20 protein-coding genes are annotated in these 18,987 nt (G+C 74.4%); 9 read left to right on the top strand and 11 right to left on the bottom strand.

Going from position 1 to position 18,987, the window contains the following annotated elements; translation table 11 throughout:
• Positions 1–30: 30 nt before the first annotated feature.
• The 6 genes from DK419_RS26490 to DK419_RS26470 all read right to left on the bottom strand — a co-directional run bounded on the left by DK419_RS26490 (position 31) and on the right by DK419_RS26470 (position 5,388).
• Entirely contained in the window at positions 31–648 is a 618-nt protein-coding gene (locus DK419_RS26490) for a glutathione S-transferase family protein (protein ID WP_109961720.1), read from the bottom strand.
• A gap of 155 nt (positions 649–803) precedes the next feature.
• On the bottom strand, positions 804–1,925 hold the full coding sequence (locus DK419_RS26485; protein WP_109962525.1) for a metallophosphoesterase: 1,122 nt from the start codon (positions 1,923–1,925) through the stop codon (positions 804–806).
• A gap of 118 nt (positions 1,926–2,043) precedes the next feature.
• Positions 2,044–3,069 carry an LLM class flavin-dependent oxidoreductase gene (locus tag DK419_RS26480; protein ID WP_109961719.1) on the bottom strand — a complete coding sequence of 342 codons (1,026 nt, stop codon included), beginning with the start codon at positions 3,067–3,069 and terminating at the stop codon, positions 2,044–2,046.
• A 134-nt stretch (positions 3,070–3,203) separates the two neighbouring features.
• The gene (locus DK419_RS26475; protein WP_280953917.1) at positions 3,204–3,803 is read right to left on the bottom strand and encodes an amidoligase family protein; all 600 of its coding nucleotides are present in this window, start codon (positions 3,801–3,803) and stop codon (positions 3,204–3,206) included.
• 5 nt (positions 3,804–3,808) lie between these two features.
• On the bottom strand, positions 3,809–4,111 hold the full coding sequence (locus tag DK419_RS29885; RefSeq protein WP_280953916.1) for an amidoligase family protein: 303 nt from the start codon (positions 4,109–4,111) through the stop codon (positions 3,809–3,811).
• A complete protein-coding gene (locus DK419_RS26470) occupies positions 4,108–5,388 on the bottom strand; it encodes an adenylate/guanylate cyclase domain-containing protein (RefSeq protein ID WP_109961718.1) in 1,281 nt (426 codons plus the stop codon). The genes DK419_RS29885 and DK419_RS26470 overlap by 4 nt, the downstream gene beginning before the upstream one ends.
• Before the next feature lie 225 nt (positions 5,389–5,613).
• On the opposite strand from DK419_RS26470, the gene DK419_RS26465 reads away from it, so the two are divergent.
• The gene (locus tag DK419_RS26465; RefSeq protein WP_109961717.1) at positions 5,614–6,033 is read left to right on the top strand and encodes a CopG family transcriptional regulator; all 420 of its coding nucleotides are present in this window, start codon (positions 5,614–5,616) and stop codon (positions 6,031–6,033) included.
• Positions 6,034–6,131: 98 nt separating this feature from the next.
• Entirely contained in the window at positions 6,132–7,436 is a 1,305-nt protein-coding gene (locus DK419_RS26460) for an extracellular catalytic domain type 1 short-chain-length polyhydroxyalkanoate depolymerase (RefSeq protein WP_425352683.1), read from the top strand.
• A 4-nt stretch (positions 7,437–7,440) separates the two neighbouring features.
• Here the strand turns inward: DK419_RS26460 and DK419_RS26455 are convergent, their stop codons facing one another.
• From DK419_RS26455 to DK419_RS26440, 4 genes are all read right to left on the bottom strand, one after another.
• Positions 7,441–9,021 (bottom strand): ABC transporter permease, encoded by a 1,581-nt coding sequence (locus DK419_RS26455; RefSeq protein WP_245443068.1) that lies wholly within the window; start codon positions 9,019–9,021, stop codon positions 7,441–7,443.
• Positions 9,022–9,339: 318 nt separating this feature from the next.
• Positions 9,340–10,323, bottom strand: coding sequence for an MBL fold metallo-hydrolase (locus DK419_RS26450; protein ID WP_109961714.1), 984 nt, complete (start codon positions 10,321–10,323; stop codon positions 9,340–9,342).
• A 133-nt stretch (positions 10,324–10,456) separates the two neighbouring features.
• Positions 10,457–11,464: an extracellular solute-binding protein gene (locus DK419_RS26445; protein WP_109962524.1), complete on the bottom strand. Its 1,008-nt coding sequence runs from the start codon at positions 11,462–11,464 to the stop codon at positions 10,457–10,459.
• Positions 11,465–11,613: 149 nt separating this feature from the next.
• Positions 11,614–12,684 (bottom strand): ABC transporter ATP-binding protein, encoded by a 1,071-nt coding sequence (locus DK419_RS26440; protein WP_109961713.1) that lies wholly within the window; start codon positions 12,682–12,684, stop codon positions 11,614–11,616.
• 206 nt (positions 12,685–12,890) lie between these two features.
• Between DK419_RS26440 and DK419_RS29685 the strand changes: the two genes are divergently transcribed.
• From DK419_RS29685 to DK419_RS26415, 4 genes are all read left to right on the top strand, one after another.
• Complete coding sequence (locus tag DK419_RS29685; protein WP_245442731.1) at positions 12,891–13,307, top strand: hypothetical protein; 417 nt, start codon at positions 12,891–12,893, stop codon at positions 13,305–13,307.
• A gap of 212 nt (positions 13,308–13,519) precedes the next feature.
• The gene (locus tag DK419_RS26425; RefSeq protein WP_109961712.1) at positions 13,520–15,268 is read left to right on the top strand and encodes an ArnT family glycosyltransferase; all 1,749 of its coding nucleotides are present in this window, start codon (positions 13,520–13,522) and stop codon (positions 15,266–15,268) included.
• A gap of 26 nt (positions 15,269–15,294) precedes the next feature.
• Positions 15,295–16,059: a glycosyltransferase gene (locus DK419_RS26420; RefSeq protein ID WP_245442730.1), complete on the top strand. Its 765-nt coding sequence runs from the start codon at positions 15,295–15,297 to the stop codon at positions 16,057–16,059.
• Positions 16,060–16,063: 4 nt separating this feature from the next.
• Positions 16,064–16,390, top strand: a complete 327-nt coding sequence (locus DK419_RS26415) for a lipid-A-disaccharide synthase N-terminal domain-containing protein (RefSeq protein ID WP_109961710.1) — start codon at positions 16,064–16,066, stop codon at positions 16,388–16,390.
• Positions 16,391–16,424: 34 nt separating this feature from the next.
• On the opposite strand, the gene DK419_RS26410 is transcribed toward DK419_RS26415, so the two are convergent.
• Entirely contained in the window at positions 16,425–16,853 is a 429-nt protein-coding gene (locus DK419_RS26410) for a PRC-barrel domain-containing protein (protein WP_109961709.1), read from the bottom strand.
• A gap of 189 nt (positions 16,854–17,042) precedes the next feature.
• On the opposite strand from DK419_RS26410, the gene DK419_RS26405 reads away from it, so the two are divergent.
• From DK419_RS26405 to DK419_RS26395, 3 genes are all read left to right on the top strand, one after another.
• Positions 17,043–17,330 (top strand): GlsB/YeaQ/YmgE family stress response membrane protein, encoded by a 288-nt coding sequence (locus tag DK419_RS26405; RefSeq protein WP_109961708.1) that lies wholly within the window; start codon positions 17,043–17,045, stop codon positions 17,328–17,330.
• Between the two features lie 229 nt (positions 17,331–17,559).
• Positions 17,560–18,522 carry a lipoyl synthase gene (lipA, locus tag DK419_RS26400; protein WP_109961707.1) on the top strand — a complete coding sequence of 321 codons (963 nt, stop codon included), beginning with the start codon at positions 17,560–17,562 and terminating at the stop codon, positions 18,520–18,522.
• A 4-nt stretch (positions 18,523–18,526) separates the two neighbouring features.
• A complete protein-coding gene (locus DK419_RS26395; protein ID WP_048446424.1) occupies positions 18,527–18,982 on the top strand; it encodes a type II toxin-antitoxin system RatA family toxin in 456 nt (151 codons plus the stop codon).
• Positions 18,983–18,987: the final 5 nt, after the last annotated feature.

Here is an 18,987-nt window from a genome sequence, read left to right as displayed (position 1 = left end):
GGGCGGGCGCGGCACGCGCCCGCGCGGGGGTCACGCGGCGGCCGAGAGGCCGGCCTTCGTCTCGGCGAAGGGCAGGAAGCCCGGCAGGGCCTCGATCCGGCGCAGGAAGGCACGGACGGCCCCGTAGCCCGCGAGGTCGACGTTGCCCTCCGGCGCGCGGGCGAGGTAGCTGTAGAGCGCGACGTCGGCGATGGTCGGATGCGCGCCCACCAGCCAGTCGCGGCCGGCGAGATGCGCCTCCAGGCGCCGCAGCAGGCCATGCGCCCTGGCGATCACCTCCTGCGGGTCGAAGGCCGCGCCGAACACCGTGACGAGCCGCGCGGCGGCCGGGCCGTAGGCGAGCTCGCCGGCCGCCACCGACAGCCAGCGCTGCACGCCGGCCGCGCCCCGCGGGTCCTCCGGCAGCCAGTCGGTGCGGCCGAGCCTCTTGGCGAGGTAGACCAGGATGGCGTTCGAATCGGCGACGATCGTGCCGTCGTCGTCGAGCACCGGCACCTGGCCGAACGGGTTGAGCGCCAGGAAGTCCGGGGCCTTGTGCGCGCCGGCCTTCAGGTCGAGCTCGACCGCCTCGTGCGGGACGCCGAGGAGCGAGAGGAACAGGCGCGCCCGGTGGGCGTGGCCGGACAGGGGATGGTGGTAGAGCTTCATCGTCGCGCTCCCTGGCGGTGGCGGCGGGGGTCAACCCCGCGTTGCACCACCAGAGTGGGACCACCGCCCCCCGATGAGAATGCCCGCTCTTGGCAGCGCATCGTTGCGCGACATGGAATCATCGTTCCGCGGAAATCACCTTTCCGCGGGCGGGATCAGGGGGCCGCGGCCCGCAGGGTGAAGCGGGTCATCTCGGAGGGCCGGCCGAGCCGGAGCGCGAAGCCGGGCCAGATCCCGGTGCCGTTGCCGACGTAGAGGGTCATGCCGCCGACCTCGTAGGCCCCGGACACGAAGCCGTTGTTGCCGCGCGCCACCAGCCGGTCGAGGCCGAGGATCATGCCGCCATGGGTGTGGCCGGAGAGCTGGAGCGCGACGCCGCGCGCGGCCGCCCGCTTCGCGCCCCTGGGCTGGTGGTCGAGGAGCACGACCGGCGCGCCGGGGGGTGCGCCGGCGAGCGCCGCCGCGAGGTCGGGCCCGGCCTCGCCCGCCGCGGGGGCCGAGGCGTCGGTGACGCCGGCCAGCACCACCTGGGCCTCGCCGCGGGCGAGCACCGCGTGGGCGTTCGGCAGCAGCCGCAGGCCGAGGCCGGCGAGGTGGGCCATCCAGGCCGGGTAGTCGAAGAAGTACTCGTGGTTGCCCGGAATGGCGTAGACCCCGTCCGGGGCGCGCAAGGCCGCGAGCGGCGCCACGTCCTCCCGGCGCATCGCGACCGAGCCGTCGATGAAGTCGCCGGTCACCACGATCAGGTCGGCGCCGGCCGCGTTGGCGCGCGCGACCACGGCGCGGGCCCAGGGCGCCGGGAACAGGCGGCTCAGGTGCAGGTCGGTGAGCTGGAGCAGCCGGTAGCCCTCGAAGGCCGGCGGCAGGCCGGGGATCGCCACCGCGACGTCCCGGACCGGGGGCACCCGCGCGGCCCCGGCGACGCCGATCGCCGCGAGCAGGCCCGCGAGCCCGGCCGCGGCGAGCCGCGCCCCGTCGGGGATCGCGACCGGGCTTCGCTGCGCGACAGCGGTGGCCAGGGCGCCGAGGTCGAGGACGATCTGCAGGACGGCCAGCAGCGCGATCGCCCCGAAGGCCCAGTTGAGCGCGAGCACGACCGCGCGGGGGAATTCGGGCGCGAAGACCGAGCCCGAGGAGAGCCGGTTCCAGAGGTGGAACTGCGAGGCGAGGAGCAGCAGGACGGCGAGGCCGCCCTTGGCGGCGAGCGGCAGCCCGAGGGGCGCCAGCCAGCGGGCGATCACCACGAGGGCCGGCGTCGCGAAGATGAGGTGGAAGATGGGGGGCTCCTGTCGTCGGTCGGCGCGGGATGCCCATCGCACGTTTCCCCGCCCGCGCCAGCGCCGTCCCGCCGCGACCGAACCGCGCCCGCCCCTCGCGGAAAGCGGGCGCGGCTCCTCAGCCCAGCATCTCGCGCACCAGCGGCGCCACCTTCGTGCCGTAGAGCTCGATCGAGCGCATCAGCCGCGCGTGCGGGAGCGGGCCGGCGCTGTACTTGAGCTGGAACCGGCCGAGGCCGAGGCCCCGCACCGTCGCGGCGATCTTCCTCGCCACGGTCTCCGGGCCGCCGATGTAGAGCGAGCCGTGATCGGCCTCGCGGTCGAATTCCCCGCGCGTCATCGGCGGCCAGCCGCGCTCGGCGCCGATGCGGTCGCGCATGCGCTTGTAATCGGCGAAGAACTCCTCGCGGGCCCCCGCGTCGGTCTCGCCGACATAGCCCGGGGAATGGACGCCGATCGGGCGCACGGTGCGCCCCATCTGGGCGCAGGCCCGGTGGTAGAGATCGACGTAAGCGCGGAAGCGCTGCGGCTCGCCGCCGATGATGGCGAGCATCAGGGGCAGGTCGTGGTGGACCGCCCGCACCACCGAGTTCGGGCTGCCGCCGACCCCGATCCAGGCCGTGAGCGGGGTCTCCGGCACGGGATAGACGGCCTGGTCCTCGAGCGGCGCCCGGGTGGTGCCGCGCCAGGTCACCGGCCCGCCGGCGCGCAGCCGCGCGAACAGGTCGAGCTTCTCCTCGAACAGGGTCTCGTACTGGTCGAGCGCGTAGCCGAAGAGCGGGAACGACTCGGTGAACGAGCCGCGGCCGAGGATCACCTCGGCGCGGCCGTTCGAGACCGCCTGCAGGGTCGAGAAGCGCTGGAACACCCGGACGGGGTCGTCCGAGCTCAGCACCGTCACGGCCGAGCCGAGGCGGATCCGCTCCGTGCGCCCGGCGATCGCCGCCAGCACCATCTCGGGCGAGGAGACGGAGAAGTCCTCGCGGTGGTGCTCGCCGATGCCGAAGAAATCGAGCCCGACCTCCTCGGCCAGGATCCCTTCCGCGACCACGTCGCGGATCACCTGGCCGTGGGGCACGGGCTTCCCGTCGCGGGAGGTGATGTCCCCGAACGTGTCGAGGCCGAATTGCAGGGTCTGTGTCATGCGGGCCAAGATGGACGCGCGGGGACGCGTTTGAAATGCGCGCGATTGCAAGGACGGGCTTGCAAACGTGCACGGAGGGGCGCGCCCTCACCGCGACGGAGCTGGGCCCGCCCGGGGATCGGGCGGGGCAAGGCTCACCCCGCGGCGGGACCGGCCGCCGGCGCGGCTTGCGTCTCCGCCAGCTCCTCCACCCCGACCCAGAGGTTCCAGGCCGGGGCCAGGCTCCAGCCCGGCAGCCCGACATGGGCCTGGGGCATCCGGTAGTGCAGCACGGGGCGCGGGCTCACCTTCTCGTCCGGCGGCAGGGCCGCGCGCACGCCGGCCTCGTCGCGGTGGGCGAGCAGCGGCAGGAGGTCGAGGCCGCGGTGGCGGGTCGGGTTGGCGGTCAGATAATCGCGGGCGAGCGCGTCGAGGTCGGGGCGGTAGGCCGGGTCGAGTACCTTCGCCACGTAAGGAGCGGGGAAGGGCGGCGGCAGGCCGCGGGCGGCGAGGAACCCGCCGGCGGCCGTCGCCCGGCGGAGGGCCGGCTCGGAGCGCAGATAGGCCTTGAGCAGGCCCGCGACGGTGCCGGCCTCGAGGTCCGGCGGCTCGACGTTGAAATGCAGGCCGAGCGAGCCCAGCATCACCGCGCCGCGGCCGCGCCCGCCGGCGCCGTGCAGCAGGGCGGCGAGGCGGTCGACCTCGGGCAGGCGGTCGAAGGCGAGGGGGCCGGTGATCGCCTCGCGCGGGACCACCGGGCTCAGCAGGGCCGCGAGCGTGCGCCCGGCGGCGCGGACCGGCAGGCGGGGACCGCGCCCGGGTCCGGCGCCCGGCGCTGCGGATGGGCGGCGCGCAGGTCGAGCTCGACCCGGACGTCGCCGAGCGTCGAGCCCTCGACCTTGAAGGCGTGCGGATCCTCCTCGGCGACGCGCCCGCCGAGGCCGGCGGCGAGCGCCGCGGCGGCGATCCGGGCCGAGGGGCCGATGAACTCGATCTCGACGCCGACCCGGCGCGGCGTCCCGTCGGCCCGCAGGGGCCGGGGCGGAGTTCTGAACTCGGTCATGCGGAACTCGCTCGCGGCGTCGCACCCGGCTCGAGGCCGAACAGGTCCGGGCAATCCTCCTCGCCGGGGCGGCGGGGCAGGCGGTGGGCCGGCGGCGCGGCGGGGCCGAGGAGCCGCATCACCCGCTTCGAGAGCGCGGCCGACAGGTTCTCGCGCTTGGCCCGGGCCTCGACCCGGGCGAGGGCGTTCATCGCCGGGCCGAGCACGGTGAACTCCGCCCGCAAGCCGTCGTCGAGCACGCCGACCAGGACCTCGCCGGCATGGAGCGAGGCGGTGAGGGCGAGGGGCGGCAGCCCCTCGCGCCGGCGGGCCTCGTTCATCCGGTGCATCCGGACCTCGATCTCGCGCACGCAGGCGAGCGCCGCCGCCGCCTGCTCGGCCGGCGCGCCGGCGACGAACTGCGCCAGGACCCCGTCGCCGACGTACTTGTCGACGAGGCCGCCCCGCTCCGTCACGGCGGCGTGGGCGAGCGCCCGCACCGCCAGCAGCCAGTCCACCACCCGGGCCTCGCCCCAGGCCCGGGTCAGGGCCGAGAAGCCCCGGATGTCGAGGGCGAGCAGGCAGGCGTGCCGGGGCTGGAGCGCCGTCGCGCCGTCGCGCCGCACGAGGTCGATCCCCGCCGGCACGAAGCGCGCGAGGGTGGCGCGCTCGTGCTCCAGGCGCAGCATCGTCGCCACGCCCCGGCGCAGGCGGAACGCCCCCTCGATCACGAAGGCGCTCGCCACCAGGAAGGACAGGAGCCCGAAGACGTGCGGCCCCGCCGGCGGCAGGCCGAGGCCGGGGTTCAGGAGGCCCAGCCCGAGCGCCCCGGACCACACCCCCGCGACGAGGGCGGCGAACACCGCGGTCTGGCGCGGCCGCAGGGTCAGGCCGGATTCGAGCAGCAGCAGGAAGGCCGGCAGGCGGCTCGCCAGGGCGCCGGGCTCGTCGGCGGCCTCGGACGCGGCCATCATGTATTCGAGGACGATGTAGGCAGCGAGCGCCGCGTCGAGCAGCGTGGCGATCCAGGCCAGCCGCCCGCTGTTGCGCCGCCGCGCGGTCAGCGCCAGCCAGAGCGAGGACACCGCGTAGCCGCCGAGGATGAACCAGTGGCTGCCGGCATGCAGCACGCCGTCGCTGAGATGGGCCGAGACCCCCAGCACCCCCAGCATCATCAGCCGCATCGCCAGCACGCGCGCGGCGGTGCCGGCCGCGAGCCCGTCGGCCAGGTTGAGGCCGTGCTCCGCGGGGCGAGGCGTCGTGCCCCGGTCCGGCGGGCTCGATGGGGGTGCTGTCATGATGGGCCGAAGCCTTACGCGGCGGACGCCGACGCGTCGAGGCCGGAGGCTCCCGGAGGGAGCGCGGGGCGGCCCCCCGAATGGTCCGGATCGCGACCGCACCGGAAAGCGGCTCGGAGGAACGGAAGGCCGCCCGCCGTTCCGGCTTATGCGGCCCCTTGCGGACCCGGCAGTCCGCCTCCATCTCTAGGCCATCCGGTTGGATGGTCAGGGGATGTCATCAGGATGGCGGACAAGGTTCACGAGCTGCGGCCGCGGCTGCCGGACAGCGAGAAGGTGACGGTCAATCTCGGTTTCGTCGACCTCGGCCGCATCGACCTGATGGTACGGGACGGCTTCTACGCCAACCGGGCCGACTTCATCCGCACCGCGGTCCGCAACCAGCTCGACCGCCAGGACGAGGCGCTGCGCCAATCGGTGGCGCGACGCCAGCTCAGCCTCGGCCTGACCCACATCACGCGGGCCGAGCTCGAGGCGGCGCGGGATGCCGGGACGCCGCTCAGCATCCAGGTGCTGGGCCTCGCCAGCATCGCCGACGACGTCACGCCCGAGCTCGCCCGCGCCGCCATCGCGTCGATCCACGTGCTCGGCGCCTTCCATGCCAGCGCCGCCGTGAAGGCGGCGCTGGCCGACCGCATCGCCTGACCGCTCCCTCTCGCAGGACCACGCTCATGAACCCGTTCGACATCTTTCCCGGGGGTGGCCCGGTCGACCTCACCAAGGTCGACCTCACCAAGGTCGACATGGCCGAGGTGACCCGCCTCACCCGCGCCGGACGCCTCGCCGAGGCGATGGCCCTGATCCAGGGCCGCGCCCCGGCGCCGGAGCCCGCATCGCGACCGGCCGCGCCGTCGCCGCGCGGGCCCGAGCCCGCCATCGACCTCGTGGCGCCGGCCGAGCCCGGCGGGGCCTGGACGGCACCGGCCGAGCCGGGTTCCACCGGTCGAGGACCGTCCAGCAAGGCGGATCCCGGCAAGGCGGATCCCGGCAAGGGCTTTCCCGATCCGGGCCTCGCGGATCTGCCGCAGGCGATGCGGACCCTGCGCGACGCCGGACCCGGCCTGGCCGGCAAGCTCCGCGAGGGCTTACAAGGTCTGAGCCAAGGTCTGAGCCAAGGCCTGGGTGACGCCTTCAGCGGAGGACTTGGCGGAGGCGGTCTCCCGGGCGCCGGGCCGAAGCCGCGCCGCCCCGTGCCGGTGCCGGAGGGCGCCCGGTTCGAGGAGCGGCGCTTCTCCGGCGCCGCCGGCAGCCTGACCTACAAGGTCTACGTGCCGCGCGGCCGGCAGGGCGAGCGGCTGCCCGTCGTGGTGATGCTGCACGGCTGCACCCAGGATCCCGACGACTTCGCCCTGGGCACGCGGATGAACGAGCTCGCGGAGGCGCAAGGCGCGCTCGTCGTCTATCCGCGCCAGGAGCGCTCGGCCAACGCGCAGAAATGCTGGAACTGGTTCCAGCCCGGCGACCAGGGCCGCGGCGCCGGCGAGCCGGCGCTGATCGCCGGGATCGCGACGGCCGTGGTGGAGGAGTTCGGGGCCGATCCCGCCCGGGTCTACGTCGCCGGGCTCTCGGCCGGCGGCGCGGCGGCGGCGATCCTGGCGGCGACCTACCCGGACGTGTTCGCGGCGGCGGGCATCCATTCGGGGCTGGCCTGCGGCGCGGCCCGGGACCTCCCCTCGGCCCTCGCGGCGATGGGCCAGGGTGCCGCCGCCCCGGCGCGGACCGGCCCGACCGTGCCGACCATCGTCTTCCACGGCGACGGCGACAGGACCGTGAACCCGCTCAACGGCGAGCGCGTCGCCGCCCAGGCGCTGCCGGGCACGCCCCTGACCGAGACCGTGACCCGGGGCGCGTCGCCGGGCGGGATGCCATACACCCGCAGCGTCCACGCGGATGCGCAGGGGCGGGGAATCGTTGAGAAGTGGGTGCTGCACGGGGCCGGCCACGCCTGGTCCGGCGGCAGCCCGGACGGCTCCTACACCGAGCCGCGGGGGCCCGACGCCAGCGCCGAGATGCTGCGGTTCTTCCTGGAGCACCCTCGGGCGGGCTGACGGGTCACGCCTTCGGCGTCGAGACCCGCAGGAGCAGGGCCACCGGCAGGAGCCCGACCGCGACGATCAGGAGGGCGGCCACCGCGCCGTCCTCGTAGGTGCCGCGGGCGGCCTCGCCGTAGAGGTGGGTGGCCAGGGTCTCGACGTTGAGCGGGCGCAGGATCAGGGTCGCGGGCAGTTCCTTGACGCAATCGACGAAGACCAGGAGGGCGCCGCCGAGCAGGGCCGGCCAGGTCAGGGGCAGGTGGACCTGCGCCAGGGCGCCGGCCGGGCCGCGGCCGAGGATCCGGGCGGCGTCGCCGAGGGAGCGCGGCACCCGGGCGAGGCCCGCCTCGCTGCTGCCGGCGGTGACCGCGAGGAAGCGCACCACGTAGGCGTAGACGAGGGCCGCCCCGGTGCCCAGCCCCATCGCCGCGAGGGGCGCGCCGGTGAGCGCCCGGCTCAGCCCGTCGAGGAGGCCGTCGAGGGCAGAGAGCGGCGGCAGGAGGCCGATCGCCAGGATCGCGCCCGGCACCGCGTAGCCGAAGGTGGCGCAGCGCAGGAGCGCCCCGCGCCAGCGCCCGCCGAGGATCCTCGGGCCCGCCGCCACCACGAGGCCGAGCGCCGTGGCGATGACGGTCGCGAGGCCGGCATACAGCAGGGTGTTGAGGCTCTCGGACAGGATCGCCCCGGACAGGCCGGCGAAGTGCAGGCGCTTTCCCGCCTCGACCGCGAGGTAGCTCGCCGGGGCCAGGAAGCCGAGGGCGACCGGGACCAGCCCGAGGCCCAGGGCCGCGAGCGCGGCGGGACCGGAGAGCCGCGTGCGGCTCATCCGCCGCGGGCGCTGCGCCGCCCCGGCATAGCCGCGCCCGCGCCGCGCCCGGCGCTCGACCGCGATCAGCCCGAGGCAGGCGGCGAGCATGACGAGCGCGAGGCCCGCGGCGCCGGCCAGGTCGGAGCGGTTGACCCAGGTGTCGTAGATCGAGACCGTGAGGGTGCGGACGCCCAGGAACTCCGCCGCCCCGATGTCGTTGAGGGCCTCCAGGAGCGCCAGGCTGGCCCCGAGCGCGATGGCGGGGCGGGCGAGCGGCAGGGCGACCCGCAGGAACACCGCCGCCGGCCCGGCCCCGAGGCTGCGCCCGGCCTCGACGAGCGTCGCCGACTGCATCAGGAACAGCGCCCGGGTCGGCAGGTAGACGTAGGGGTAGAGCACGAAGCCCAAGAGCAGGATGCAGCCCGGCAGCGAGCGCAGGTCGGGCAGGATCAGGTCGCGCGGGCGGGCATAGCCGAGGAGGGCGCGGATCGCGCCCTGGACCGGGCCGACCGGGTGCAGCAGGTCGAGATAGGCGTAGGCCGCGATGTAGGTGGGCACGGCGAGCGGCAGCAGCAGCGCCCAGTCGAGCAGGCGCCTTCCCGGAAACTCGTAGGCCGCGACGAGCCAGGCCGCCCCGGTGCCGACGACGACGACCACCCCCCCGACCCCGGCGAGCAGCAGGCCGGTCTCGGCGAGGGCCGGGGGCAGGACGTGGGCGAGGAGGTGGGGCCACAGCCCGCCGGAACCCTGCAGCGCCTCGAGGCCGAGCGCCGCGACGGGGGCGAGGACCAGGACGGCGACGAGGCCGGCGACGAGCGTCCAGCCCGGGACAAGCGGGCCCGGCGACCGCCCGGCGGGACGGGGCCGCGGGCGCCTCGGCGGCGCGGCGGCGCCCGCCGCCGGAGCGCTCGCCGGCACGCCGGCCGCCCGCTCCGCCGCGACCTGCGCCGGCGGAGGCCCCACCGGCAGAGGTCCTGCCGGGGAGAGGCGGCCCGATGCTGACCCTTGCGTCATGAGCCCGTCGCGATCCGCCCGGGGCGCGTCATGGCGAAGGTCATGGCGAAGATCTTGGCCGCGCCCGGCACGGCGACGGCGCGAGGTCGTGCCCCATCACAGCTCCATCAGGTCGCGGCCGACGACGATCTCGCCCTTGAAGTGCGGCCGCACCGCGTCGAGCCAGACCTCGTCCTTGATGAACGGGTAGCCGCCCGGCACGAAATGCGACAGGACCAGCGTCTTGACCCCGGCCTCGGTCGCGACGCGCCCGACCTCCTCGGTCGTCGTGTGGCTGGCGATCAGGTGCTCGCGCAGGGTCTTGGCGTTGGGCTCGGTGGCGATCAGCTTCTCGAGCTCGGGCAGGTACATGACCTCGTGGACGAGGATGTCGGCGCCCTTGGCGAGGGCGATCAGGTTCGGCGAGTAGCGGGTGTCGCCCGAGATCACGATCGAGCGGTCGGGACAGTCGAAGCGGAAGGCGAAGGCCGGCTCGACCGGCGGGTGCTGGACCAGGGCGGCGGTCACGCTCACGCGCTCGTCGCGCATCACGGGGCCGGGCCCGGCGATCTCGTGCGGCACGATCAGGTCGGCCAGCGGCGGCCGGCCCTCGTCCGCCATGCGGGTCTTGATGTCGTAGTCGTTGAGCTCGAGGAACTGGTGCGTCATCCGGGCGAGCGGCGGCGGCCCGTAGGTGTTCACCCGGTGGGCGAGGTCGGTCGCCCAGGCGAGCAGGAGCACGTTGCCGTAATCGGCGTTGTGGTCCGAATGCTGGTGGGTGAGGAACACCGAATCGAGCGAGCCGAGCTTCAGCTTCGCCAGCACCATCTGCCGGCCCGTCCCGTTCCCGGCATCGATCAGGTAGGTGTGCCCGTCGACCACGATGGCCTGGGCGGGGGCGGCCCGGTTCGGCTTCGGCGTCGGCCCGCCGGCCGTCCCGAGCAGGATCAGCCGCGAGCGGCGCGGGGAAGGAGATGGGGCGGGGGCAGGGCTGGGGGCCGGCGACTGCGCGGCACCGCCCGTGACGGAGAGGAACGTGGAGAGGGCCGCCGCGCCGCCGAGGAGCGTCCTGCGGGTCGGAAGGCGAAGATCTTCAGGCATCGTAGAGTTCCACGCGTGGCGGCGTCGGCCGGCGCTCCGCTCGTCCAGGAACGGGCCCGTCCCGTCAAGGCACGGGCGCGGATGCCCCTCCCGTGCCCGCACCGTCGCCCGTCGACGGTGCGGGCGGGCCGCGTCACCGGTCGAAGCCGACCTTGTCGACGAGCAGGCTCGCCGCCTTGCGGTTGCGGGCGATCTCGACGAGCGGGGTGGCGTCGACCTTGAGCGGCCCGAGGGCGGAGAGCAGCGGGTCGGCGGCGACGCCGGGCTTCACCGGGTACTCGTAATCGGCCTTGGCGTAGAGGCCTTGCGCCTCGTCGGAGGCGAGGTACTCGAGCAGCCTGACGGCGTTGTCGCGGTTCGGCGCAGCCTTGGCCACCACCGCGCCCGAGACGTTGACGTGGGTGCCGCCGCCCTGGAACGTCGGCAGCACCACCTGGATGCCCTCGCCCCACTTCTTCTGCTCGGGGCCGCCGCGGCCGCTGCGCATCAGGCCGACATAGTAGGAATTGCCGAGACCGATGTCGCAGAGGTCGGCGACGATGTCGCGGGCGACGTCGCGGTCGCCGCCGCCGGCCTTGCGGGCGAGGTTGTCCTTCACGCCCCGCAGCCAGGCCTCGGTCTTCGCCTCGCCGTGCTTGACCAGGTAGGCGGCGATCAGCGCGGTGTTGTAGGGGTGCTGGCCCGAGCGCAGGCAGACCTTGCCCTTCCACTTCGGGTCGGCGAGGTCCTCGTAGGTCAGCCCGGCGAGGTCGCGCAGGTCGGGATCGGCGTAGGCCACCCGGGCGCGGGTCGAGAGGGCGAACCAGCGCCCCTCCGGATCACGGAGGTTGGCCGGGATCGCCGCCTCGAGGGCGGCCGAGCGCACCGGCTGGGCGAGGTCGCGGTCGACGAGCTCGATCAGGTTGCCGATATCGACCGTCATCACGACGTCGGCGGCGGAGCGGGCGCCCTCGGCGGCGACGCGCTCGGCCAGGCCCTTGTCGACGAACACCGTGTTGACCTTCACGCCGCTAGCCTTGGTGAACGAGTCGAGGAGCGGACGGATCAGGCCGGGCTCGCGGGTGGTGTAGAGGTTCACCTCGCGGGCGCCCTCAGGGGCGCCTTGGGCCCGGGCGGGGCCTGCGAGGACAACGAGACCGATGAGGCCGAGCGCGGTGCGTGACAGGGACAAGGGCGTCTCCCGGGGATGGCGCCTCCTTGAGAAGCAATCCCGAAACAAAAGCAAACGCGATAGATTTTCATTGTTTCAATGTAAGGCAAGGAACGTCCCGGGACTGAAACGTCCCGGGACTAAGCTGCCTCCTCGTCGGGCAGGACCAGCACCGCATCCGGCACCAGCGTCACCCCGACGGCGTCGCCCGGCCCGTACGGCCCCGGCCCGGGCAGGCGGGCCCGCACGCTCCCCTCGACGCCCGGCACCCCGAGATGCAGCACGCTCGCCGCCCCCAGGAAGGTGCGGCGCGCGACTTGCGCCGCGATGCCCTCGCCCGGCGGCCCGACCCGCAGGGCCTCGGGCCGCAGGCAGACCCGGACCGCGGCGCCCTCGGTCAGGTGGGGGGCGGGCACGTCGCCGAAGGGCGTCGGCGCCCGCCCGGCGGCGACCCGGGCCGGGATCTCGGCCGCGTCGGCGAGGAAGCGGGCGGCGAACAGGCTCTCGGGCCGGCGGTACAGGGCCTCGCCGGTGGCGACCTGGACGACGCTGCCGCGGCGCATCAGGGCGATGCGGGTCGCCACCGCCAGGGCCTCCTCGGGGTCGTGCGTCACCATCAGGGCGGTGGTGCCGGTGCGGCGCAGGAGCGCCACCGTGTCCTCGCGCACCCGGTCGCGCATGCGCCGGTCGAGGTTGGAGAACGGCTCGTCGAGGAGGAGGAGCCGCGGCCCCGGGGCCAGCGCCCGCACCAGCGCCACGCGCTGCTGCTCGCCGCCCGACAGGGTCTGGGGGTAGCCGTCGGCATGGCCCGCGAGGCCGACCTGCTCCAGGAGGTCGTCGGCCGCGGCGCGGGCGGCGGGCGGCTGGCCCCTCAGCCCGAAGCGGACGTTCTCCCGCACGGTGAGGTGGGGGAACAGGGCGTAGTCCTGGAACATCAGGCCGACGCCGCGCGCCTCCGGCGGCACCACGATGCCCGCGCCGGCGACGAGGCGCCCGTCGAGCCGCACCGTGCCGGCATCCGGCACCTCGAGCCCGGCCACCACCCGCAGGAGGGTGCTCTTGCCGCAGCCCGAATCGCCGAGCAGCGCCATCACCTCGCCGGGGCGCACGCCGAGCGACACCCCGTCGAGCGCCTGCACCCGGCCGAAGCGGCAGGCCACGTCCTCCACCGCCAGGGCGGGGGCCGGGCGGGACGGAGCCTGGTCGGTCATGCGGGATCCTCAGCCGGCGCGCTCTCGCCGCCGCGCTTCATACACGCGCCGGAAGCGGCGGGCGAGGGCGGAGCCGTGCTCCGATCCGGCACGGGGGGCGCCGCGGCAGGGTCAATCGGGCGTTAAGCCGATTCGTCGAATCCTGCGCATCGCCGCGCTCCCCCCGGGGAATCGGCTTCTCAAGGCGCGTTGAAGGTGTCGGGCGTATGCGTAACCTGTCGAGCGAGGGGAGCACCGTCGAGGGCGGGACCGTGGTGGCGTTCCGGCGCAAGGAGCGGCCGGCCCCGATCGGACGCGAATTGGAGCACGAGCTGGCGCCGAGCCCCCGGGTGGCCGCCGCGCGGCGCGACCAGCGCAGCCTGATGGACACGGTCTACGAGGCCGGCACCCTGCCGGTGGCGGCCGGCGACCGCGAGACCAAGCTCCTCGCCTCGCGCCTGCTCGTCTACGGCTTCCTCACCATCGACGAGGTCGGCGAGGACGGCGCCGCCCGCCGCCTGCGCCCCTCCGAGGCGGTCCGCGCCGGCCGCGAGCGCCCCTGGCGCCTGTCGCGGGCCTCGCGCGGGGTGAGCCTGTCGGTGCCGATCCCGGCCCGGGACGGGTTCCTGTTCGAGATGGCGTGAGGGACGGCCGGTCGGCCGCCGGTCCGTCTCCGCGAAAGCCGAGCCCGACCCGCCCGGACCGACCCCGGCCACCTCCCGAAAGCACCGGGCGATCCCGGCAAAAATTGACTTTCCGAACCGGATCACCGACACGGGCGCCCGCCGCGACCGGCGCCGGTCGGTCGGCCCGGCCCCCGCCGCGGGCGTCGGGATTCCCGGTTCGGAGCAGTGCATTGACGAGCCTTGCCGCCGGGCGCCGCCCCGGCCGCGCCGCCTCCGTGGGGTCCCTCGCGGAGCGCCTCCTCGATCTCGCGGCGCGCAGCCACGGGGCGGCCTGCGCGCTGCTCGTCGTCCTGTCGCTGGTCTGCTTCCTGCCGGGCTTCGCCTCGCTCCAGCCGATGGACCGGGACGAGCCGCGCTTCGCCCAGGCCTCGAAGCAGATGCTCGAATCGGGCGACCTCGTCGACATCCGCTTCCAGGGCGAGGCCCGGCACAAGAAGCCGGTCGGCATCTACTGGGCCCAGAGCGCGGTCGTCGCCGCCGGCGAGGCGCTCGGCGTGCCGGGCGCCCGCACGGCGATCTGGCTCTACCGCATCCCCTCGCTGGTCGGCGCGCTCGCCACGGTGCTCCTGAGCTACTGGGCCGCGCTCGCCTTCCTGCCGCGGCGCGGGGCTTTTCTCGCCGCCGCCCTGGTGGGGGCGAGCGTCATGCTGTCGGCGGAGGCGCGGCTCGCCAAGACCGACGCGCTCCTCACCGCCTGCGCGGTCGCCGCCATGGGGGCGCTCGCCCGGGCGTGGATGACCCGCGCGACGCAGGTCCGCCTGCCGGCCCCCATCGTCCTGACCTTCTGGCTCGCGGTGGCGCTCGGCATCCTGGTCAAGGGGCCGATGGTCCCGATGTTCGCCGGCCTCGCGGCCCTGTGCCTCTCGGTTCTCGCCCGCTCCGGCGCCTGGCTGAAGGTGCTCCGGCCAGGACTCGGCCTCGTCCTGGTGCTGGTCCTCGTCGCGCCCTGGTTCGTCGCGATCACGCTGAAGAGCGGCGGCGCCTTCTACGGCGAGGCGGTCGGCCACGACATGCTGGGCAAGGTCGGCACCGCCCAGACCCAGCACTGGGCGCCGCCCGGCACCTACCTCCTCGTGATCTTCGCGACCTTCTGGCCCGCGGCCGCCTTCGCGGCGATGGCGATCCCCTTCGCCTGGGCCAACCGCCGCGACGACGGGGTCGCCTTCCTGGTCGCCTGGGTGCTGCCGTCGTGGCTGGTCTTCGAGGCGGTGCCGACGAAGCTGCCGCACTACGTGCTGCCGCTCTGCACCGCGCTGGCGATCCTCGCCGTGACGGCGGTCGCCCGCGGGGCGGTCCACCGCGACCGGCCGGGGGCGCGGCTCGTGGCGCTGCTGGTGCCGTTCATCCCGGCCGGCCTGACGGTGGGTCTCTGCGTCGCGGCCTGGCGCCTCGACGGGGTGATCCCGTGGGCGGGGCTGCCGCTGCTTCTCGCCGCGAGCGCGGTGGCGTTCCTCGCCTGGCGCGCCTTCGCGGACGGGTACCCTGAGCGCGCGCTCGCGGTCGCGGTGCTCGCCGGCGCGCTGCTGGGACCGGCGGTGTTCGGGCTCACCCAGCCGGCGCTCGCCGCCCTGAAGGTCTCGCCGCGGCTCGCCGCCATCCGCGACGCGCTGCCCTGCGCCGATCCCAGGGTCGCGACGCTGGGCTACCGCGAGCCGAGCCTGGTCTTCCTGATCGGCACCGACCTCGCCATGCTCGATTCCGCGGGCGAGGCCGCCGCCTTCCTGCGCCGGGGCGGCTGCCGCCTCGTCTACGTCGAGGACCGCTTCGCCACGGCGTTCGCGGCCGCGCAGGCGGCCGGCGCGCAGGCGGCGGGCCCGGCCGATGCCGTCCCGCCGCCCCGGCCGGTCGGCCGCGTGACCGGCTTCAACATCAACGGCGGCAAGCCGGTCGGCCTGTCGGCCTACGCGGTGACGCCGTGACCCAGATCCAGCCCGAGGACGCGCACGTGACAGTGGATCGGGAGGCGATCCGCCTCAGCGTCGTGGTGCCGGTGAAGAACGAGGCGGGCAACATCGCGCCCCTTCTCGCCGAGATCGCGGCGGCCTGCGCGCCCTTGCGCCCGTTCGAGATCGTCTACGTCGACGACGGCTCGACCGACGCCACCCCGGCGGTGCTGGCCGACGCCAGGGGGCGGCATCCGGAACTGCGGGTGCTGCGCCACCGCGAGAGCTGCGGCCAGAGCGCGGCGGTGCGCAGCGGGGTGCTGGCGGCGCGCGGCGAGCTGGTGGCGACCCTCGACGGGGACGGCCAGAACGACCCGGCCTTCATCCCAGGCCTCGCCGCCGCGCTCGTCGCGGCCGGGCCGGGGGCCGGGCTCGCGCAAGGCCAGCGGGTCGGCCGCAAGGACGGGCGGCGCAAGATGATCCAGTCGCGCATCGCCAACGGGGTGCGCGGCCGCATCCTCAAGGACGCCACCCGCGACACCGGCTGCGGCCTCAAGGTCTTCCGCCGGGCGGTGTACCTGCGCCTGCCGTATTTCGACGCGCTGCACCGCTTCATGCCGGCCCTCGTCGCCCGCGAGGGGTTCTCCGTCGTCCACGGCGACGTGGTCGACCGGCCGCGGCTCACCGGGCACTCGAATTACGGCCTGTTCGACCGGCTCTGGGTCGGCATCCTCGACCTCGCCGGGGTGTGGTGGCTGATCCGCCGCCGGCGCCGGGTGCCGCAGGTGATCCCGGCCGAGACCGTCGTCCCGGCCCGGACGGAGTAGCCCGATGGTCGCCGACATCATGCACGGGCTCAGCGCCTATTTCTGGTCGCTGTTCACCGGGCCCCTCGACCTCGTTCTCATGGTCGGCCTCGTCGGCCAGGGGCTGTTCACCGCCCGCTTCCTCGTCCAGTGGATCGCCAGCGAGCGGGCGGGGCGCAGCGTGATCCCGCTCTCGTTCTGGTTCCTGTCGCTCGGCGGCTCGGCGGTGCTGCTCGGCTACGCGCTCTACCGCCGCGACCCGGTCTTCATCCTCGGCCAGAGCCTCGGCACGGTGATCTACCTGCGCAACCTCGCCCTGGTGTTCCGCGAGCGGCGGAACAAGGGCGCGTAAGGGGCGCCCCGGGCCCGCCCGGGGCGCCGCCCCCTCAGCTCTTCTTCTTGTAGTCGAAGACCGGGGCCTTGCTCAGCTCGTCCTTGGTGGCGTTCACGCTCGCCTTCCAGCCGTCGCCGTCCCGGACCAGCGTCACGCTGTCGGGGCTGACCGCGACGTAGCGCTCGCCGATGCCGAGGAAGCCGCCGACGCCGAGGATCACGGCGCTCACGGTCTTGCCGTCGACGATCACGAGGTCGGCGATGTCGCCGACGGACTCGTTCTGGGCGTTGGTCACCTTGGTGCCGAGGATGCGCGAGGTCACGGCCGCGGCGGGCTCGAGGGTGATGAACTGCACCGTGGCGGTCTTGACCTGCTGGGTCGTCATCGCTCCGCTCGCGCCCGGCTGCGTCGCGGTTTGGGCCAGGGCCGGCAGGGATGTCAGCACGAGGGCGGCCGTCGCGAGGGCGGTCTTCAGCGTCATGGGATCGAACTCTCCGGGGAAGCCGGCGCCCGTGGGGCGGCGCGGGCCGTGCGCAGAACGGTGCCGGACCGCCAAGGTTCCCCATCGTCACGTTTCCGCGGCCTGAAGCGCGGCCGCATGGTGCAACGCGGCCACGCCGCCCCTATCTGGGGGCTTCGGCCGCGAAGGGCGGCGAGACAGGGGAACACCATGGACGGTCACGTGTACGGAGCGCTCGGACAGCCGGGCGTCGGCCTCCTGATGGCCATCGTCATCGGCGCGCTGGCGGGCTGGCTGGCGGAGCGCTTCATGAACTCGAACATGGGCCTGCTCGGCAACATCGTGCTCGGCATCATCGGCGGCGTGGTCGGCAACTTCCTGGCGGCGCAGTTCCACATCCCGATCTTCGGCTTCTGGCGCAACCTGATCTCCGCCACGGTCGGGGCGGTCATCATCATCGCGGTGGTGCGGGCGGTCCGGGGCGAGCGGCGCTACTGACCACCCGGGACCCCGACCGACCCGGGACCGTCGCGCCTTGCGCGACGGCAAGCGCGAACGGACGCCGGCCCGCCTTCGCGGGACCTGCGGAGGCGAAAAAGGGCGGGCGCGCCGCGCGGCGGCGCGTCACGCCCCATTTGCCCCGGCGGCCCGGACATCTTAAGTCAGCCTTGCGCCGCGAGGGGTTCGCCGGCGCTTCCCGCCTCGAAACCCCTTCGCCTCGGATTCCATGGCCGTCGTCCTCGATCTCCTGCGCAACGACCAGCGCCCGCGCCACCCGGAGAAGGCGCACCGGCCCGACCAGCCGATCCTGCGCAAGCCGGACTGGATCCGCGTCAAGGCGCCGGGCTCGCCGAAATGGGCCGAGACCCAGGCCATCGTGCGCGAGAACAAGCTCGTGACGGTGTGCGAGGAGGCGGGCTGCCCCAACATCGGCGAGTGCTGGGAGAAGAAGCACGCCACCTTCATGATCATGGGGGATACCTGCACCCGGGCCTGCGCGTTCTGCAACGTGCGCACCGGGATGCCGGACGCCCTCGACGGGGCCGAGCCCGAGCGGGTGGCGGAGGCCGTGGCCAAGCTCGGCCTGCACCACGTCGTCATCACCTCGGTCGACCGCGACGACCTGAAGGACGGCGGCGCGGCCCACTTCGCCGCGGTGATCGGGGCGATCCGGCGCCTGAGCCCCGCGACCACCGTCGAGATCCTGACACCCGACTTCCTGCGCAAGGACGGCGCCCTCGAGATCGTGGCGGCGGCGCGCCCCGACGTGTTCAACCACAACCTCGAGACCGTGCCGTCGAAGTACCTGACGGTGCGCCCCGGCGCCCGCTACTTCCACTCGATCCGCCTGCTGCAGCGGGTGAAGGAGCTCGACGCCACCATCTTCACCAAGTCGGGGATCATGGTGGGATTGGGCGAGGAGCGCAACGAGGTGCTCCAGCTGATGGACGACCTGCGCTCGGCCGAGGTCGACTTCCTGACCATCGGCCAGTACCTGCAGCCGACGAAGAAGCACCACCCGGTCCTGTCCTTCGTGACGCCGGACGCGTTCAAGGCCTACGAGACCACCGCCTACGCCAAGGGCTTCCTGCTCGTCTCGGCGACGCCGCTCACCCGCTCCTCCCACCATGCCGGCGAGGATTTCGCCCGGCTCAAGCAGGCCCGGCTCGACCGGCTGGGGACCGTCTGACCCGATGCCGAGCTTCCGCACCACCCGCACCGTCCGGCACAGCCCGACGGAGATGTTCGACCTCGTCGCCGACGTCGAGCGCTACCCCGAATTCCTGCCGCTCTGCGACTCGCTCCGGGTGCTGCGCAAGCAGGAGGGCGAGGACGGGACCGAGACGCTGGTGGCCGACATGGGCGTCGGCTACAAGGCGATCTCGGAGCACTTCACCACGCGGGTCCGCCTCGACCGCCCGAACCTGAAGATCGTCGCCGAGTACATCGACGGTCCGTTTCGGCACCTCGAGAACCGCTGGACCTTCCGCGAGGCCCCGAACGGCGGCTGCACGGTCGAGTTCTTCATCACCTACGAGTTCAAGAGCCTGGCCCTCGGCCTCCTCATGGGCAAGATGTTCGATCGCGCCTTCCGCAAGTTCACCGACGCGTTCGAGAGCCGGGCGGACCGGTTGTACGCGAGGGCGTGACGAAC

The sequence above is a fragment of the Methylobacterium terrae genome (assembly GCF_003173755.1).
In the GTDB taxonomy this organism is placed as follows: Bacteria; Pseudomonadota; Alphaproteobacteria; order Rhizobiales; family Beijerinckiaceae; genus Methylobacterium; species Methylobacterium terrae.
This window is presented reverse-complemented; position numbering and strand designations above follow the sequence as displayed.

Excerpts from the sequence above, each read along its gene's own strand:
- DK419_RS26450 (WP_109961714.1), bottom strand. The coding sequence starts at position 10,323 with ATGCCTGAAGATCTTCGCCTTCCGACCCGCAGGACGCTCCTCGGCGGC.
- DK419_RS26470 (WP_109961718.1), bottom strand. The coding sequence starts at position 5,388 with ATGACAGCACCCCCATCGAGCCCGCCGGACCGGGGCACGACGCCTCGC.
- DK419_RS29885 (WP_280953916.1), bottom strand. The coding sequence starts at position 4,111 with ATGACCGAGTTCAGAACTCCGCCCCGGCCCCTGCGGGCCGACGGGACG.
- DK419_RS26480 (WP_109961719.1), bottom strand. The coding sequence starts at position 3,069 with ATGACACAGACCCTGCAATTCGGCCTCGACACGTTCGGGGACATCACC.
- lipA (WP_109961707.1), top strand. The coding sequence starts at position 17,560 with ATGGCCGTCGTCCTCGATCTCCTGCGCAACGACCAGCGCCCGCGCCAC.
- DK419_RS26490 (WP_109961720.1), bottom strand. The coding sequence starts at position 648 with ATGAAGCTCTACCACCATCCCCTGTCCGGCCACGCCCACCGGGCGCGC.
- DK419_RS26465 (WP_109961717.1), top strand. The coding sequence starts at position 5,614 with ATGGCGGACAAGGTTCACGAGCTGCGGCCGCGGCTGCCGGACAGCGAG.
- DK419_RS26440 (WP_109961713.1), bottom strand. The coding sequence starts at position 12,684 with ATGACCGACCAGGCTCCGTCCCGCCCGGCCCCCGCCCTGGCGGTGGAG.
- DK419_RS26395 (WP_048446424.1), top strand. The coding sequence starts at position 18,527 with ATGCCGAGCTTCCGCACCACCCGCACCGTCCGGCACAGCCCGACGGAG.
- DK419_RS26460 (WP_425352683.1), top strand. The coding sequence starts at position 6,132 with ATGGCCGAGGTGACCCGCCTCACCCGCGCCGGACGCCTCGCCGAGGCG.
- DK419_RS26415 (WP_109961710.1), top strand. The coding sequence starts at position 16,064 with ATGGTCGCCGACATCATGCACGGGCTCAGCGCCTATTTCTGGTCGCTG.
- DK419_RS26405 (WP_109961708.1), top strand. The coding sequence starts at position 17,043 with ATGGACGGTCACGTGTACGGAGCGCTCGGACAGCCGGGCGTCGGCCTC.
- DK419_RS26410 (WP_109961709.1), bottom strand. The coding sequence starts at position 16,853 with ATGACGCTGAAGACCGCCCTCGCGACGGCCGCCCTCGTGCTGACATCC.
- DK419_RS29685 (WP_245442731.1), top strand. The coding sequence starts at position 12,891 with ATGCGTAACCTGTCGAGCGAGGGGAGCACCGTCGAGGGCGGGACCGTG.